The following is a 15,876-nucleotide window of genomic DNA, read 5'->3' on the forward strand; positions in this document are numbered from 1 at the left end:
TTACCAGTGGTGAATAAAGCGCTGTGCTGTCGGGTATGGGTAAATATGACTTACCTGACCATTTTTTATATTTTGTTGTGCCTGCTTCCAAAAGCTAACATCTATAAGCTCAGGATGAGTGCTGAGTAAAAACTTTTTATACATAGGGTTTGGCATTACAAATGTACAAAGTTGCTCAGGAAATACGTCCTGTGGTGCAACAGAGTAACTTTGTTCATCCATTAAATAGTCGTCATAGCTCTTTGCTTTTGGTAATGTTCTAAAGTTCATATCGGTTAGATATTGAACTTCATCGTAATCGTAAAAAATAATACGTTTGTGCTTACTTACACCAAAGTTTTTTAAGAGCATATCACCAGGGAATATATTAACTGCAATCATTTCTTTTAGGGCTTGCCCATATTCTTCAATTGCGTCGGCGACACTTTCTTCATCAGCATTTTCTAAAAACAAGTTAAGAGGTGTCATGCGCCGTTCAATATACAAATGCTTGATGATCAACCAATCGCCCTCAATTACCATTGATGAGCCAATTGTTTTATGTAATTGCGCAAGTAAATTACTATCAAAACGCGCTAAAGGAAATACGACGTTAGAATACTCTATGGTATCGGCCATTCTGCCAACACGATCATGATTTTTTACCAGTTGATAACGCTTTAATACGGTATCACGGCCAAAGGGTTTACTCTCACCAAATTTGTCTTTTATTACTTTAAAAACATAGCCAAATGAGGGGAGGGTAAATACCATCATCACCATACCGGGAGTCCCCGGTGCAATTGTAAACTCATCACTAGAGTGAGATAAATGATTTAAAAACTCTCGGTAAAACTCAGTTTTACCCTGCTTATGAAAACCCACTGCGTTATAGAGCTCAGCAAGTGTTTTGTTTGGCATAAGTTGATTTAAAAACCGAACAAGTGCTGAAGGTGCGTGAGTCTCTACCATAAAGTAGGCGCGGGCAAAGCCAAAAATAACACGCATTTGAGATGACTTAGTTAAAAGTGCATCTAAATATAATCCGTTATCTTCATCGTGTAATACAGCGATTATAAAGGGCTGAACCCCACTTTTTGAAACAACACGACCAACAATATAGGCTGCTTTATTACGATAAAAAGGCGTGTGTAAGATATCAAAGCGCATTTGCCAAGGTTGGTGATGTGTATCGGGGGCTTGTTTATAAAAAGCTTTAACAAGGAGGCGGATATCACGCTCTAAATTTACAAATGGGGCCTTAAAATCAAAATGACTAATAATGCGTTTTATTGTTGGTTTTAGGCCATCAACTACAGGAAAGTATGTTCTATATTCTGCCTCTACAGGCACTGAAGGAGCATCTTTTAAGGTTGCTTCTACAAATATAAAGTCATTATGAAAATAGCGCCTATGGTACAGCCGGCAAAATACAGAGTTATAAAAAGTTTCTGCGAGCTCTGCTTGGGGATGAAAACATAAAAAATGCTGATATACCTTTTTAACTTCAAGCCATAGGCTTTCATCGAGTTGTTCGGTTGGGGTTTCTTTTTTTAGCGCTTGCGTGGTTTCGTTAACACGATCATCATAATAGCTGATACGCAAACGGCTGATATCATTAATTGCTTGCCAATCTTTTTTTGCGAAGGCAAGAGGGGCTTTGGCTGTTGTTTTTTGAAATAACTGATAGTGCCTTTTAAAACCCGTTAAAATTAATTCAGCAATATGGCGAGGTTGCATTTGCACTCCTTAAAAGTCCCTAGAGTTTATACTCTATTGTGTTAAGGGTATGTTATTTTAAGTTTAAAACCAAGATAAATGTTACTTACTAACTAAGAGTAACTTATTGGAATTGAGCTATCTTTTTTTCGAGAATTTTAATTTGTTTAGTCACAGCCGATACGTTTTTCTTATATGTTTTATTAATTATTTTTAGTTTTTTAGTAATGTCTTTAGTAATACGCTTTTTATCATCAATGGCTAAGATATGATTTAACCGCTCTTGTTGTTTGTATTCAGCACGCTCTTTATTACGATCAAGTATTGTTAGTTTATGGTTATTACTGCGAAGCTCTGCCTGTAAGCCAGATAGAAGCCTTTCACGCTCAAGTTCGTTTAGTTGTTTAGTGTAGTCAACCTTAGGACCAGAATACTGATTACCCGTTGTGTTAACTTTATAAGTCGTTGCTTCGTCGTCACAGGGGAGTTGAGAAAAGACAGTGCCTTTTTCTGTTACACATTTGTAGTAAGTGGTATCGCTAAAGCTAAAAAAACTGATAAGTAAAAAGCTAGAATGGAGAATATAACGAGAAGTTTTAAACATACATGTCATCCTTGGTTTTTATATCTAACAACAATATAAAACTATAACCTAGCTTGGTGGTATATCAAGCTAGGTTAGGATAACTGTTATTGGGTAAAGGTTTTGAGCTTTTTAATACTCTGTACTAAAAATGGTATATCTAAACCTTGTTCAATAGAAAAACCTTCAGCGGCGGAAATGTTTTTAAAGTTACCATCTGAATCTATTAAGGTAATCCTATCTTTTTTATAGGCTATAACAACACCCTGAGAGTAGTTCACGCCCATATCGTCTTTTTTCTTGTATAGATTAACGCCTAGCATTGTTTGCTTGGCAATAGCTTTGCAATTTAAATATTGCCCAACGCTTGTTGCAATTAAATCGCTAGGTTGAATTAGCCCATCTACCTTAGAAATACGTTTGTCAGAGCTGTATAAAGTTGAGGTGGTTACTACTTCTTGCTTGTTATTGGCAAGACTAAAAGCAAAAACCTGTGTTTCATCATCTCGAACAGTAGGGGTATCACTCGCTTTAATTACTCGAATAGCACTAGAGCTATGTGCTTGATCATTAATAAAGCTTAGTTCTTCAATGCCAGTTACTTCAATGCTACGGCGCTGACTTTGCCAAACTGGGAGTGTCTGCTCGGTTAAAATTGCTGCTTTATAAAAAGCGGGTAAACCATACACTAAGCTAAATAACGTATCGTCATGATTTGTTGGCTGTAAAAACTGCTCTGTTTTGTGCATGTTTTTATTCTCGGCAACAAACTTTTCGAGTTGTTGTTGAGTTTCAAATACAAATATATCTACATTGGCTTGTGTGTAGTCCTCGCATTTTTCAAGCTGGCTTGGCATTTGATAACTAATATTTTGGTTATTAATTTTTACGTTGTGTGCTTGCTCGTAGCTTTCTATATCTAGCAGATCATTTTTAGCTAACAAGCTTTTAGCAGTAGTAGGGTATGAAAGTGGCAAAACATTATCTTGTTTTGTTACGTCAAAGTTTAAATTGGCGTCAGCCCAAATATGAATACTGTGGCTAAGCGAAAAACACACGATTAAAAAAGAAATTGCGTAACGTGCAAATTTATATTGCTTTAAACGCTCAAGGTGGTGCCATGTGTAATTACTAACAAGTAGCTGAAAGCCTAAAATAACAACAACAATACCACTGGCTAAAATGGTTGTTAAAGCAGGAGAGCTTGTTAAACGATGCCACAACAATGAAATGATCTCAGGTAAGGCAGATATACTTAGGTGATAACCTAAATTAACATACACATAAGCATCAAGAGTAAGCAATGATGCGCCTACAGTGGCTATTACAGCGGCCATGCCACGAATGTGTCGTGGGTAGGGGAATATTAAACTAAGCGGAAATACCGTCAGCACAAACGCTAAAAAGGCTATAAAACTAGTGTGGCTTAGCCAAGTAACTAGCATATAGGTAATGCCTAAAAAGCTTGTAGGTGGCGAGTCTGCAAATAAATAGCTTAAGCTAATAAGTAGGGCTAAGCCGATATTGGCAAAGGTAAACCAATGCCCCCAACTTAGCAGCTGACTCGCTTTTGATGAAAATTGATTGTGCTGCGATAAATTCATAAATTTTATTTAACCGACTGCGCGAGCGCTTTTGCAAAGTTCTCGGTTACAGCTTGTCTTTTCCCTGTTGGTACATGCTCTTTTAAGATATGCGTGATAGAATTTCCTAAACACATAAGACTTAAATCAACCGGCGCATTGTGTTTAGTTAGCACATCAATAAGCTGATCGACGATTTGTTCTACTTCTTCATTAGAGTATTTTGATAAGATTGGCATTAGTTGGTTCAATAAAATAGTTATATTCTCGTATTTTAACACTAGAGGCGTGAAAAACAAAGATGACAACAGACGTTAAAAAATTAGTCGTTCACTATGTAGACAAAAAAGACGACGATACGCAAATTCACCTTCGAAATGATGAGATGGTAATTAACGATAAAGTAGCCGTTTTTATCGAACAATTACATCATGCATACAATGGTAAACCTGGTAAAGGTTATTGTGCTTTCAGTGGTGACAAAAACAGTGTTGTAGCATCTGCAATGCAAAGTTACCGTAATGATGAGTTAGGCTTTTGGCATATGACCGAGCAAGCCTCAACGGTTTTAAAAGAAGAACTTGATAAATATGCATTTAGTGAAACAGGCTATTTAGTATTTTGTCATTACCAGTACGTTGCAACTGATTACATGCTAATTGCGATGATTAACATCAAAGAGCATTATTCTATGACCTCAGAGCTTGATTTAGCCGCTTCTCGTCATTTAGACATATCACGCATGCAACTTGCTGCTCGTATCGATTTAACAGCATGGGATACACAAGCTGACGACAACCGTTATATTTCATTTATCAAAGGGCGAGCTGGACGTAAAGTTGCTGACTTTTTCTTAGACTTTTTAGGTTGTGAAGAGGGTATTGATTCAAAACAGCAAAGCCAAGTAATGCTTAGCGCAGTAGAGGATTATTTATCTGAGCAACAATTTGATAAATCAGAAAAAGACGATTTACGTAAACAAGTTTTTGACTACTGTAATGACTGTGTGACAACTGGTGAAGATGCCAGCGTAAGCGAGCTATCTGCAACGCTTACAAAAGGCGATGACAGCCCGTTTGATAGTTTTTGTAAAGAACAAAGCTATGACTTAGAAGAAACTTTCCCTGTTGATAAGAAAACCGTAACCAGCATGGTTAAGTTCTCAGGTCTTGGTGGTGGTGTGAGTGTAAGCTTTGAACGTAAACACTTAGGTGAGCGCGTAACTTACAACGAGGCAACGGATACACTTGTAATTAAAGGTATTCCGCCAAACTTAAAAGATCAGTTACAACGTTTTATGGAAAGTGAAAGCGAGTAAATTTCACAAGTTAAAAATCTGATTTAAGAGCGCGGTATCTATATCGCGCTTTTTTGTATCGGTATATAAATTCGTTGCATCGGAAAAAAAACCTTAAAGATTTATTTCACATAGAGAAGTGAAAGAGGAGTAAATGAGAAACACAAGCTAATCTTATTCACGGTGTTAAATTTCGGCTGTAGTAGTGAAGCTTGCTTACGCGAGAAGCAACGCTTCTGTTTATTTAATTTCTTTGCTAATAAAACCACTTAAAGATTTATTTCACAAAGAGAAGAGAAAGAGAAGTAAATGAGAAAACACAAGTCGTGCTTTATTAACAAGACTTAGCCTTTTTACTACCTCTAAAAGCGCAGCGTCTCTTTACCTCTTTGTGAAAAAATTACTTTTTACGGGCTTTGTGCCCGTCACGCCAACAAGTTGTGCGTCTACAGGTTAATTTTATTCACGGTGTTAAATTTCGGCTGAAGTCGTGAAGCTTGCTTACGCGAGAAGCACCGCTTCTGTTTATTTAATTTCTTTGCTAATAAAACCACTTAAAGATTTATTTCACATAGAGAAGTGAAAGAGGAGTAAATGAGAAAACACAAGCGATGGTTTACTAGCGGGGCTTTTTAAAGTTAGCAAGGCTTAGACTTATTACTACCTCTAAAAGCGCAGCATCTCTTAACCTCTTTGTGAATAAATCGCTTATTGTGGGCGTGAAGAAACTTTAATAATTATTCAAATCATATAAACAAAAAAGCCCCGCTATTTATTAAATAGCGGGGCTTTTTAATGAATGTTAGTTATTAATCAACACTCATTGTTTTAGTCATTGCAGAGCTTGCACGACCAGCAGGTTTGATTGAACCTGCACGTAAACCACTGTCTGGAACTAGTTCACGTTTATCGTGAGCCATTGCTACAGACGTATGTTTCACTTCGCTATCAGCTACAGGAGTAGGTTGTGCCATTGGCGCACTTGCTGACCCTTGAGTAACCGCTGTTTTAACATGCGGTGCTGATTTTTCAGTTTTCACTTTTGCTTCAACTTTAGCAGGCTCTTCAGTTACTACTGATGTTTCAGCTTTAGCAGACTTTTCAGTTGCTACTGGCGTTTCAACTTTAGCAGGCTCTTCAGTTGCTACTGGCGTTTCAACTTTAGCTGGCTCTTCAGTTGCTACTGGCGTTTCAACTTTAGCAGGCTCTTCAGTTGCTACTGGTGTTTCAACTTTAGCAGGCTCTTCAGTTGCTACTGGTGTTTCAACTTTAACTGGCTCTTCAGTGGCTACTGGCGTTTCAGCTTTAGCCGGTTCTTTAGCTTTTACTGGCTCTTCTACAGCTTCAACTTTTGCTAAGTCTTCAACCGCAACGGCTTGTTCAACTTGTTGCGACGCATCTACCGGTGTTTCTTCTGATTTCGCTTTAAGTTCTGCTTCGTATTCTGCAGCAGCTTGATCAGCAACTGGAATAAATGCAGGGGCTTCATCAGATTTAACTTCTGCTTCACCTTCAGGGCGACGACGACGTTGACCAGATGCACGAAGATGACGAGGAGAACGACGTGAACGTGTACGTGTTTGCTCTTGTTCGTCTTCAGTAGTTGCTGTTTCATCGTTAGAATCAACAACATCAACTTTCTCTTCTTTAATGTGAGCTGTTTTTTCTGCCGGAGCTTGCTTTTGCTTTTCTACAGCAGGAGCTTGCTCTTGAACTTGTGAAGTTTCAATTACAGCCGTTTGCTCAGGTGCTTGCTCTGTTGAGTTAGCTTGCTCAGCTTTTTCATCTTGCAGACGTACTTTTTTACGTATGTTACGACGTTGACGGCGAACTTTAGGCTTCTGTTCTTTAGGCTCTGCAGCTTGTGCTGGCTTAGAATCAGTTTCTACTTCCGCCTTTGCAGGGGCTTCAGTTTTAACTTGATCTTTTTCTTGGTTTTTATGCTCTGGGCGCTTACGAGAGTTAGGGTTACGACGGCGCTTGTTGCGGTTCTCGCTTCTCTCTTGAGTCTCGGTGCTTGCTGCTGAGTCAGTTTTAGCTTCCTCTTCAGCGGCTGGACGCTCATTGCGCGGCTTGTTAGTGCGTGGGTTATTATTACGACGACGTTGATTGTTATTACGACGACGATTATCGTTACCACGACGCGCATTATTGCGCGTTTCTTGCTGCTCTTTTTCTACAGCTTCTTTTTTCTCTTCTTCAGATTCACTTGCAAATAACGACTTAAACCAATTACCAATAGCAGCTAGTAAGCCACCTTCAGTTTTAGTTTGTGCTACCGCAGCAGGCTCTACGGCTTTAGCTGGCGCTGCTTGTGGAGCAGGAGTAGAAGGCATTACCACGCCTTTTAGCATCGGCTCTTCACGGACTGGCGTACTTGGAGATTTTGACATCTCGAATACTTCAGGCTCTGGTGCAACAACTTGTCCGTAACTTACAGTTTCAAGTGTTTCGTCTTTACGTAAGCGCATAACTTCATAATGTGGTGTTTCCATATGTTGATTTGGAATGATCACTACGTCACATTTATGATGTTTTTCAATGCGATGAACACTACGACGTTGCTCATTTAATAAATAAGCAGCAACAGCAACAGGCACTTGTGCATTTACTTGTGCTGTATTGTCTTTAATTGCTTCTTCTTCAATTAAGCGAAGAATTGAAAGTGCTATTGATTCGTTTGAACGAATAGTACCTTGGCCACTACAACGTGGACATGGGCCTTGGCTTGCTTCACCTAATGAAGGACGCAAACGCTGGCGCGACATTTCAAGCAAACCAAAGCGTGAGATTTTACCAATTTGAACGCGAGCACGGTCTGGGCGCGCTGCATCTTTTAAACGATTCTCTACTTCACGTTGATGGCGTGGAGGAGTCATATCAATAAAGTCGATTACAATTAAACCACCTAGGTCACGAAGACGTAATTGACGTGCAATTTCATCGGCCGCTTCTAAGTTTGTATTAAGTGCTGTCTCTTCAATATCGCCGCCTTTAGTTGCCTTAGACGAGTTGATATCAATAGATGTAAGTGCTTCAGTAGGGTCAATTACAATTGAACCACCAGAAGGAAGACGTACTTCACGCTGGAATGCAGACTCAATTTGGCTTTCAATTTGGTAATGTGTAAATAAAGGAGTGTCACCTTGATAAAGCTTAACACGGCTCATAAAGTCAGGACGAAAACGCTCAATGTGCGCTTTAGCTTCTTCAAAAACACGTGGTTTATCAATTAAAATTTCGCCAATGTCACGACGTAAATAATCGCGTATTGCGCGGAAAATCACGTTGCTTTCTTGGTGAATCAAAAACGGTGCTTTAGCACTATCGGCTGCTTGTTTAATTGCATCCCAATGTACTAATAGTGCTTTTAAATCGTAGTTAAGTTCTTCAAATGATTTACCAACACCCGCTGTACGAACGATTAAGCCCATACCTTTAGGTAGTTCTAAACGACCTAATGCTTCTTTAAGTTCAGTTCGCTCATCACCTTCAATACGACGAGAAATACCGCCAGCACGAGGGTTATTAGGCATAAGAACTAAATAGCTACCAGCAACACTGATAAAAGTAGTTAACGCTGCGCCTTTTTGGCCGCGTTCTTCTTTATCAACTTGTACTATTACTTCTTGACCTTCTTTTATTACGTCGCGAATGTTAGGGCGACCATGAAAAGTGTAACCTGCAGGGAAGTAAGTACGTGCAATTTCTTTTAAAGGAAGGAAACCATGGCGGTCGGCACCGTAATCAACAAATGCTGCTTCAAGAGATGGTTCAATGCGAGTGATTTTGCCTTTATAAATATTGGCTTTTTTCTGTTCGTGACCTGGGCTTTCGATATCTAAATCATAAAGGCGCTGGCCATCAACCAGTGCTACGCGCATTTCTTCTTGCTGCGTTGCATTGATTAGCATACGTTTCATATTGTTACTCTACTTATTTATGTCGCTGACATGACGATGTTTTTCTCGCCTGTTCAGTTGTCCCTATTTTTAGAATGTGCAGCCTCACGACTGGGTCTTTAACGGAACGGCTCTGTATCTCGTATGCAGTATTTTAAATGCTGGCAAACAATAGCGATTATTACCGCTATTAAATTCTTAATGGTGCTAAAACTGTCGGCTTTTCAGCTACGTTTACAAGTTTTACCCAGAAGTCGGCCTGTCATATTAATCTTACTAAATATCATTCATATTAGGCGCGTAGGGCTCATTAAGTTGGTGAGCAATACATACTGATGTATCGCTAATATCCGTTTTAAGAGCAAAAATCGCTGCCGATGTTAATGAACGCTTATTTATTAGATTTTTTTAATTCTAAATAAGCTGCTGTACGGTACTACAATAATTGAGCTAGTGCTGAACGACGTTTTTTACGTCGTCACTATCAGACAAATTATCTGTTCATTGCTTTCTCTAGCACATTAAAAATCGCTTCATGTTCAAACTTAACCAGCAATATATTACGCGCATTGCCGTTAATTGATCGCACGTGTTAACTGAGGAGGCATAAAAGCTTTGGAAAACTTAACTCGGATCTGTATGATCGGCTACCCAGAATGTGCATCACGAATGTTTTAATGTGTTAAAAAGCACCGTTGTTATTTGCAAATACTAAATATTTGCGCTGCTGATTATCCCACTATTATTACAGTGTTAGCAACTAAATTATTTTACTTAAATTAGTGATTAGGCAATGTCAGAAAAAAACGACTTACAAGTAACTTATGTCACGATCAATGAAGACCATTTAGGTCAGCGTATTGATAACTTTCTTATTACCCATTTGAAAGGGGTGCCTAAAAGCGCTATTTATAAACTTTTGCGCAAAGGTGAGGTACGCGTTAATAAAAAGCGTATTAAGCCTGTATATAAACTACAGCTTGACGATGTACTGCGTATTGCACCTATCAGAGTTGCTGAGCGTGAAGAGTTTGTACCATCAAAGTTAGACAAAGTAACTCGCCTAGAAAACGATATTTTATTTGAAGATAAATACCTTATCGTCATAAATAAACCTTCAGGTATGGCTGTTCATGGTGGCAGTGGTTTAAGTTATGGTTTAATTGAAGCGCTGCGCGCGCTTCGCCCAGAAGAGCGCAATCTTGAGCTAGTTCATAGGCTTGACCGTGATACTTCGGGCTGTTTGCTTATTGCAAAGCGCCGTTCGGTGTTAACAGCATTGCATGAACAACTTCGTGAAAAAACCATGGAAAAAAATTACTGGGCACTTGTAGAAGGGCAGTGGGACTCTAAAACTAAAAACGTTACTGAAGGGCTGCGTAAAAATACACTTAAATCGGGTGAACGCGTAGTACGTGTAGATAACACTGAGGGCAAGCCTTCGCATACGCGTTTTAAAGTACTTGAACGTTTTAACGATTGCTCACTTGTACAAGCATCACCTGTTACAGGTCGTACGCACCAAATTCGTGTACATACGCAATGTAAAGGTCATCCTATCGCGTGCGATGATAAATACGGTGACCAGGGGTTTGATGAATCTATGCGTAAAGTTGGGTTAAACCGTTTATTCTTACATGCACACGATTTAAGTTTTTATCATCCTAAAAACGAAACAACGATGCGTATTGAAGCGCCCCTTGATAAAACGCTTAAAAATACATTACTAAAATTACGAGACGCAAAACAGTGATTGCAGTGACGCCGATTAAAAAATATAAGCTCGTCATTTTTGATTGGGATGGCACCGTTATGGATTCAGTCACTAAAATAGTTAACTGTATTCGTAGTAGTGCTGAGTCACTTAATTTAGTGGCGCCAAGTGATTTGGCAATTAAAAATATCATTGGTATGTCGCTTGAAAAAGCAATTGATGTTTTATTTCCCGATAATGTCGCGCAGCATCAAGCGCTAATTAAGGGGTATAAACACCAATATAGTGTTGATACCACGCCAACTCCTGTATTTGATAATGTTGTCAGCGTTTTAGGTGCCTTAAAAGAGCAGGGCATTGTTTTAGCGGTTGCAACAGGTAAAGGTCGAGATGGATTAGAGCGTTTGCTTGATCAAAGCCAACTTAGACATTTTTTTAGTGCAACACGTACAAGCGACGACGCACTGTCTAAGCCCTCTCCAAATATGCTGTATCAATTACTTGAAGAACTTGGCATAAGCGCCCAAGACGCTGTAATGATTGGTGACACTCAAATAGACATGACAATGGCAAAAGCTGCAGGCATGGATAGAATTGGCGTAACAATGGGTGTACATAACGCACAGCAGCTAAATAAGCTTAGCCCTGTTGCAACGGTAGATAATTATCTGCAATTGCAACAGGTTTTGCTTGGCTAATTTATTTAACTAGAGCTTATTTTGAGCGGTAAGCACATCAATACCAAACTCAGCCAGTAATTGGCTGAGTTTAATTAATGGTAATCCAATTAAGCTATTAGGATCGTCTCCGCTTAGTTTTTCAAATAAACAGATACCCAACCCTTCACTTTTAAAGCTGCCAGCACAGTTATAAGGCTGCTCTACGTCGCAATAAGCACTAATTTGTGCATCACTTAGGGTTTTAAACGTCACATTAAAAGGTTCTACACAGGTTTTTTTTGTTCCAGTTACAATATCGTAAACACAAAGCCCAGTTAAAAATGTTACAGTATTACCGCTAAATAAATTTAGTTGTTTTAGAGCATTTTGTTTATTGTGCGGTTTACCTAAAATTTGATTGTTAAACACAGCGACTTGGTCTGATCCAATTGCTAACCCTTTTTTAAAATGTTTATTAGCTGCTGAGGCTTTTAACTCACTTAAACGCTTAACCAGTTCAGTAGGTGTTTCGCATTCAAGTGCTGATTCGTCAACGTCGGGTGAAAACGTATCAAAGGGTAAATTAAATTTTTGTAATAAAGACTGCCTAAAAGGCGAGCTTGACGCTAAAATGAGTGGAAGCTTCATGGACTGTTTTCCTACGATAATTCAGATTGAGTTAGGATAAATCAGATCCGAGAGTAAAACACGTTAAAAACCAAGTAAAAATGGTTTTTTACTTTGACTAACAAACTAACTATCTATATGATGCAGCCCCTATGCAAAAGGTGAAAATTCCCATCACTCTTCATCCAGGCAAAGCAGCGCAGCACCGTTTAAAGTATGACGGAATTGTACCGCTTGAAAAACTTACTCGTTTAGAGAAAGTTGTGCAGGAAGAAGTAGGTGAAATAGCGGTAAAAATACATTGCAAAAACGATGATCAAGGTTTCGCTGTGATTAGAGGCAATTTGTCCACACATGTTACTGTCATTTGTCAACGTTGTAATGGTGATTTAGGGTTGGATTTGGTTCAAGACTTTGCATATTCACCAGTAGGTGAAGATACAGAGTTAGATATTTTTCCTGAAGACTACGACGAAGTAGCACTTGATGAAAATGGTGAAGTTAACGTTTTTGATTTAATTGAAGACGAACTAATTTTAGCAATTCCATTAGTGGCTACCCACAACGAAGCTTCATGCAGTTATTCAGCAAAGCCTGCCAGCTTTGGTGTATTAAAGGCGGAAGATGATAAACCTAATCCATTTGATATTTTGAAACAACTTAAGAAAGATTCTTAGGAGAAGACTATGGCTGTACAAAAAAGCAAAAAGTCTCGTGCAAGACGCGGCATGCGCCGTTCACACGATGCGATCAGTGGTCCAACTTTAACTGTAGATCAAACATCTGGTGAGACTCATCGTCGTCACCATGTGACTGCAGATGGTTACTACAAAGGCGTTCAAGTAATTTCTAAATAAGAGATTACTTATATGCTGAAAGATCTAACCATAGCGTTAGATATGATGGGGGGCGATTACGGCCCCCGTTCATCTATTCCTGCTGCCGTTCATGCGGTAAACGCTCATGCCAATTTAAGTCTCATTTTATGTGGCAATGAAGACGTTATATCTAAAGAACTCGAATCCCTCGATTCTTTATCTCATCCAAGACTCATAATTCGTCATTGTAGTGAAATAGTTACTAACGCCTGCGAACCTGCAATTGCTGTACGTTCAAAAAAAGATTCATCTATGCGTGTTGCCCTTGATTTAGTTAAGTCGGGCGAAGCTCAAGCGTGTGTTAGCTCAGGTAATACCGGCGCTTTATTTTTTATGGCTCACTACGTATTAAAAATGCTGCCTGGTGTTAAACGTGCTGCACTTATTTCATCTGTTCCTACAGAAAGCCAAAACCCAGTATATTTACTCGACTTAGGTGCTAATGTGCATTGCGATGCGCAAATGCTCTATCAGTTTGGCATTATGGGCTCTGTAGTTGCTGGTCAAGCACTTGGCTGCGATAACCCTCGCGTTAGCTTATTAAATATTGGCGCTGAGGACATTAAAGGCCACGATGATATTAAACAGGCTGCACAATTAATGCAGCAAAGCTCACATATTAATTACATTGGTTATAGCGAAGGAAGTGATATTTTTTCTGGCAAGGCTGATGTTATTGTATGCGAAGGGTTTGTGGGTAACGTGGCGCTTAAAACATGCGAAGGCATTGCCAAGCTTATTATGAATAAGTTTACAGCTGCGCTCGAAAAGCACCTTTTATATAAATGTATGGCGTTTATATTGCGTCCAATAATAAAAAAACTCTATAAAAGGGTGAACCCCGACCAGTATAACGGTGCTTCTCTGGTAGGATTGCGCGGTATTGTCGTTAAAAGTCATGGAAATGCGTCAGCTAAAGCATTTCAAGCAGCAATTGATGAAGCGGTAAAAGAGGTTGAACGTCAACTTCCTGATAAAATAGCCGCTATTTTCGAAAAAACACATTCTAAAGACACGGCGGTTAATCAATAATTGATGTGCCGTGTATTTCATTATTTATTTGTTTAATTAAAAAGAGCAAAGTATGGCACAAAAAATTGCACTTCTATTCCCAGGTCAAGGCTCGCAAAGCGTTGGTATGTTACAAGAGCTACTAGAGAGTTCTGACATTGTTAAAGCAACATTTGCAGAAGCATCAGATGCACTGGGTTACGACTTAGCAGAGCTAGTTCTTAATGGCCCAGAAGAAAAATTAAATCAAACTCATCGTACACAACCTGCATTATTAACTGCAAGTGTTGCTATTTACCGTGATTGGCTTGCAGCAAACCCAGATGCAGACGTTGTTATGGCGGGGCACAGCTTAGGTGAATATTCAGCACTAGTATGTAGCGACGTACTAAGCTTGAGCGAAGCCGTAAAGCTTGTTGAAAACCGTGGTTTATACATGCAAGAAGCTGTACCTGCAGGCGTAGGTTCAATGGCTGCGATTATTGGCTTAGGCGATGAAGAAATAAAAGCGGCATGTGCTGCCTCAGCGCAAGGTGAGGTTGTATCTCCAGTTAACTACAATTCTCCTGGTCAAGTTGTTATTGCAGGGCATAAAGCGGCAGTAGATAGAGCATCACAAGCATGTAAAGATGCTGGTGCTAAACGCGCATTACCACTTTCGGTTAGCGTACCTTCACATTGTGAACTAATGAAGCCAGCAGCTGATAAGCTAGCGGTAGACTTGGCCGCTTTAACATTTAATACACCTAAGTGTGATGTAATTAATAATGTTGATGTAAAAGCTGAATCGACCGCTGATGCAATTAAAGATGCACTAGTACGTCAACTATACAGCCCAGTTCGCTGGACAGAAACAGTACAAGCCTTGGTTGCACAAGATGTAACGCAAAGCTACGAATTTGGTCCTGGTAAAGTATTAACAGGGCTTGCGAAACGAATTGATAAAGCAATGGTTTGTGGCTCAGTAAACGATGCCGCTTCAATCGCTGCAGCTAAATAAGAGTATATAAAATGTCTAATTTATTTTCTTTAGAGGGCAAAATTGTCCTAATTACTGGCGCTAGCCGTGGTATTGGTAAAGCAATTGCAACAACATTAGTTGCGCAAGGTGCAAAAGTTGCAGGCACTGCAACAAGTGAGTCAGGCGCTGCTAAAATCAGCGAGTACTTAGGTGACAATGGTAAAGGTTATGCATTAAACGTAACGGATCCTGCATCTATTGAAGCGACACTTGCCGCAATAAAAGCTGATTTTGGCGATATTGACGTACTTGTTAATAACGCAGGTATCACACGTGATAACCTATTAATGCGTATGAAAGAGACTGAGTGGGACGATATAATCGACACTAACTTAAGCTCGATTTTCCGTTTATCTAAAGCGGTACTTCGTCCAATGATGAAGAAAAAGAAAGGTCGTATTATCAATATTGGCTCAGTAGTGGGCACTATGGGTAATGCAGGGCAAGCAAATTATGCAGCGGCTAAAGCAGGCGTAATTGGTTTTTCTAAGTCACTTGCACGCGAAGTGGCATCACGTGGTATTACAGTAAACGTAGTAGCACCTGGTTTTATTCAAACTGATATGACTGATGATTTAACTGATGAGCAAAAAGCAGCAACACTTGCAAATGTTCCAGCAGGGCGTTTAGGTCAACCAGACGAAATTGCAGCTGCGGTATGTTATTTAGCATCTGACGCGGCTGCGTACGTATCAGGTGAAACTTTGCATGTAAATGGCGCGATGTACATGGTTTAATAACCATTGTACCCACATTGTTACCTAATAAAGTTAAGTAAGTTACCTCAAAAACATTGAATTATTTGTGAACTTGCTTTAAACATACTTGAAATCGCTGCGAAAATAAGCGATAAAAGACAAAACACACACTCAGAGGTTTGACCAGACAATTATTTATGGTCAA

General features: G+C 39.3%; 14 protein-coding genes. 8 read left to right on the forward strand and 6 right to left on the reverse strand.

All coding sequences use genetic code 11. The features are described 5' to 3' along the window. The 4 genes from aceK to H5161_RS06165 form a co-directional block, all read right to left on the reverse strand. Complete coding sequence (gene aceK / locus H5161_RS06150; RefSeq protein ID WP_182768926.1) at nucleotides 1-1,719, reverse strand: bifunctional isocitrate dehydrogenase kinase/phosphatase; 1,719 nt, start codon at nucleotides 1,717-1,719, stop codon at nucleotides 1-3. Nucleotides 1,720-1,822: 103 nt separating this feature from the next. Next, nucleotides 1,823-2,302, reverse strand: coding sequence for a DUF4124 domain-containing protein (locus tag H5161_RS06155; protein ID WP_024596961.1), 480 nt, complete (start codon nucleotides 2,300-2,302; stop codon nucleotides 1,823-1,825). Between the two features lie 86 nt (nucleotides 2,303-2,388). Then, nucleotides 2,389-3,885, reverse strand: a complete 1,497-nt coding sequence (locus H5161_RS06160; protein WP_182738151.1) for a DUF3413 domain-containing protein — start codon at nucleotides 3,883-3,885, stop codon at nucleotides 2,389-2,391. A gap of 5 nt (nucleotides 3,886-3,890) precedes the next feature. Continuing rightward, the gene (locus tag H5161_RS06165; RefSeq protein ID WP_002961475.1) at nucleotides 3,891-4,103 is read right to left on the reverse strand and encodes a DUF1414 domain-containing protein; all 213 of its coding nucleotides are present in this window, start codon (nucleotides 4,101-4,103) and stop codon (nucleotides 3,891-3,893) included. A gap of 62 nt (nucleotides 4,104-4,165) precedes the next feature. On the opposite strand from H5161_RS06165, the gene yejK reads away from it, so the two are divergent. Next, nucleotides 4,166-5,182 (forward strand): nucleoid-associated protein YejK, encoded by a 1,017-nt coding sequence (yejK, locus tag H5161_RS06170; protein ID WP_002961473.1) that lies wholly within the window; start codon nucleotides 4,166-4,168, stop codon nucleotides 5,180-5,182. A gap of 788 nt (nucleotides 5,183-5,970) precedes the next feature. Here the strand turns inward: yejK and rne are convergent. Then, complete coding sequence (gene rne / locus H5161_RS06175) at nucleotides 5,971-9,084, reverse strand: ribonuclease E (RefSeq protein ID WP_182768927.1); 3,114 nt, start codon at nucleotides 9,082-9,084, stop codon at nucleotides 5,971-5,973. A 772-nt stretch (nucleotides 9,085-9,856) separates the two neighbouring features. Here rne and rluC point away from each other — a divergent pair. Both rluC and H5161_RS06185 read left to right on the forward strand, forming a co-directional pair. Beyond that, entirely contained in the window at nucleotides 9,857-10,816 is a 960-nt protein-coding gene (gene rluC, locus H5161_RS06180) for a 23S rRNA pseudouridine(955/2504/2580) synthase RluC (RefSeq protein WP_024596136.1), read from the forward strand. Then, entirely contained in the window at nucleotides 10,813-11,475 is a 663-nt protein-coding gene (locus H5161_RS06185) for an HAD-IA family hydrolase (RefSeq protein ID WP_182711387.1), read from the forward strand. The genes rluC and H5161_RS06185 overlap by 4 nt, the downstream gene beginning before the upstream one ends. Before the next feature lie 9 nt (nucleotides 11,476-11,484). On the opposite strand, the gene H5161_RS06190 is transcribed toward H5161_RS06185, so the two are convergent. Further along, complete coding sequence (locus tag H5161_RS06190; protein WP_182768928.1) at nucleotides 11,485-12,084, reverse strand: nucleoside triphosphate pyrophosphatase; 600 nt, start codon at nucleotides 12,082-12,084, stop codon at nucleotides 11,485-11,487. Between the two features lie 131 nt (nucleotides 12,085-12,215). Here H5161_RS06190 and yceD point away from each other — a divergent pair, with 131 nt between their 5' ends. The 5 genes from yceD to fabG are packed head-to-tail and all read left to right on the forward strand — an operon-like array spanning nucleotide 12,216 to nucleotide 15,710. After that, entirely contained in the window at nucleotides 12,216-12,740 is a 525-nt protein-coding gene (gene yceD, locus H5161_RS06195) for a 23S rRNA accumulation protein YceD (protein WP_007375269.1), read from the forward strand. Between the two features lie 9 nt (nucleotides 12,741-12,749). Next, nucleotides 12,750-12,920, forward strand: a complete 171-nt coding sequence (gene rpmF, locus H5161_RS06200; protein ID WP_002962381.1) for a 50S ribosomal protein L32 — start codon at nucleotides 12,750-12,752, stop codon at nucleotides 12,918-12,920. A 12-nt stretch (nucleotides 12,921-12,932) separates the two neighbouring features. Next, nucleotides 12,933-13,973 carry a phosphate acyltransferase PlsX gene (gene plsX, locus H5161_RS06205; protein WP_024603493.1) on the forward strand — a complete coding sequence of 347 codons (1,041 nt, stop codon included), beginning with the start codon at nucleotides 12,933-12,935 and terminating at the stop codon, nucleotides 13,971-13,973. A gap of 52 nt (nucleotides 13,974-14,025) precedes the next feature. After that, complete coding sequence (fabD, locus tag H5161_RS06210; protein ID WP_039490050.1) at nucleotides 14,026-14,952, forward strand: ACP S-malonyltransferase; 927 nt, start codon at nucleotides 14,026-14,028, stop codon at nucleotides 14,950-14,952. 11 nt (nucleotides 14,953-14,963) lie between these two features. Then, nucleotides 14,964-15,710 carry a 3-oxoacyl-ACP reductase FabG gene (gene fabG / locus H5161_RS06215; protein WP_002962378.1) on the forward strand — a complete coding sequence of 249 codons (747 nt, stop codon included), beginning with the start codon at nucleotides 14,964-14,966 and terminating at the stop codon, nucleotides 15,708-15,710. Nucleotides 15,711-15,876: the final 166 nt, after the last annotated feature.

This window comes from Pseudoalteromonas sp. SG43-5, from assembly GCF_014164345.1.
Taxonomy (GTDB): Bacteria; Pseudomonadota; Gammaproteobacteria; order Enterobacterales; family Alteromonadaceae; genus Pseudoalteromonas; species Pseudoalteromonas distincta.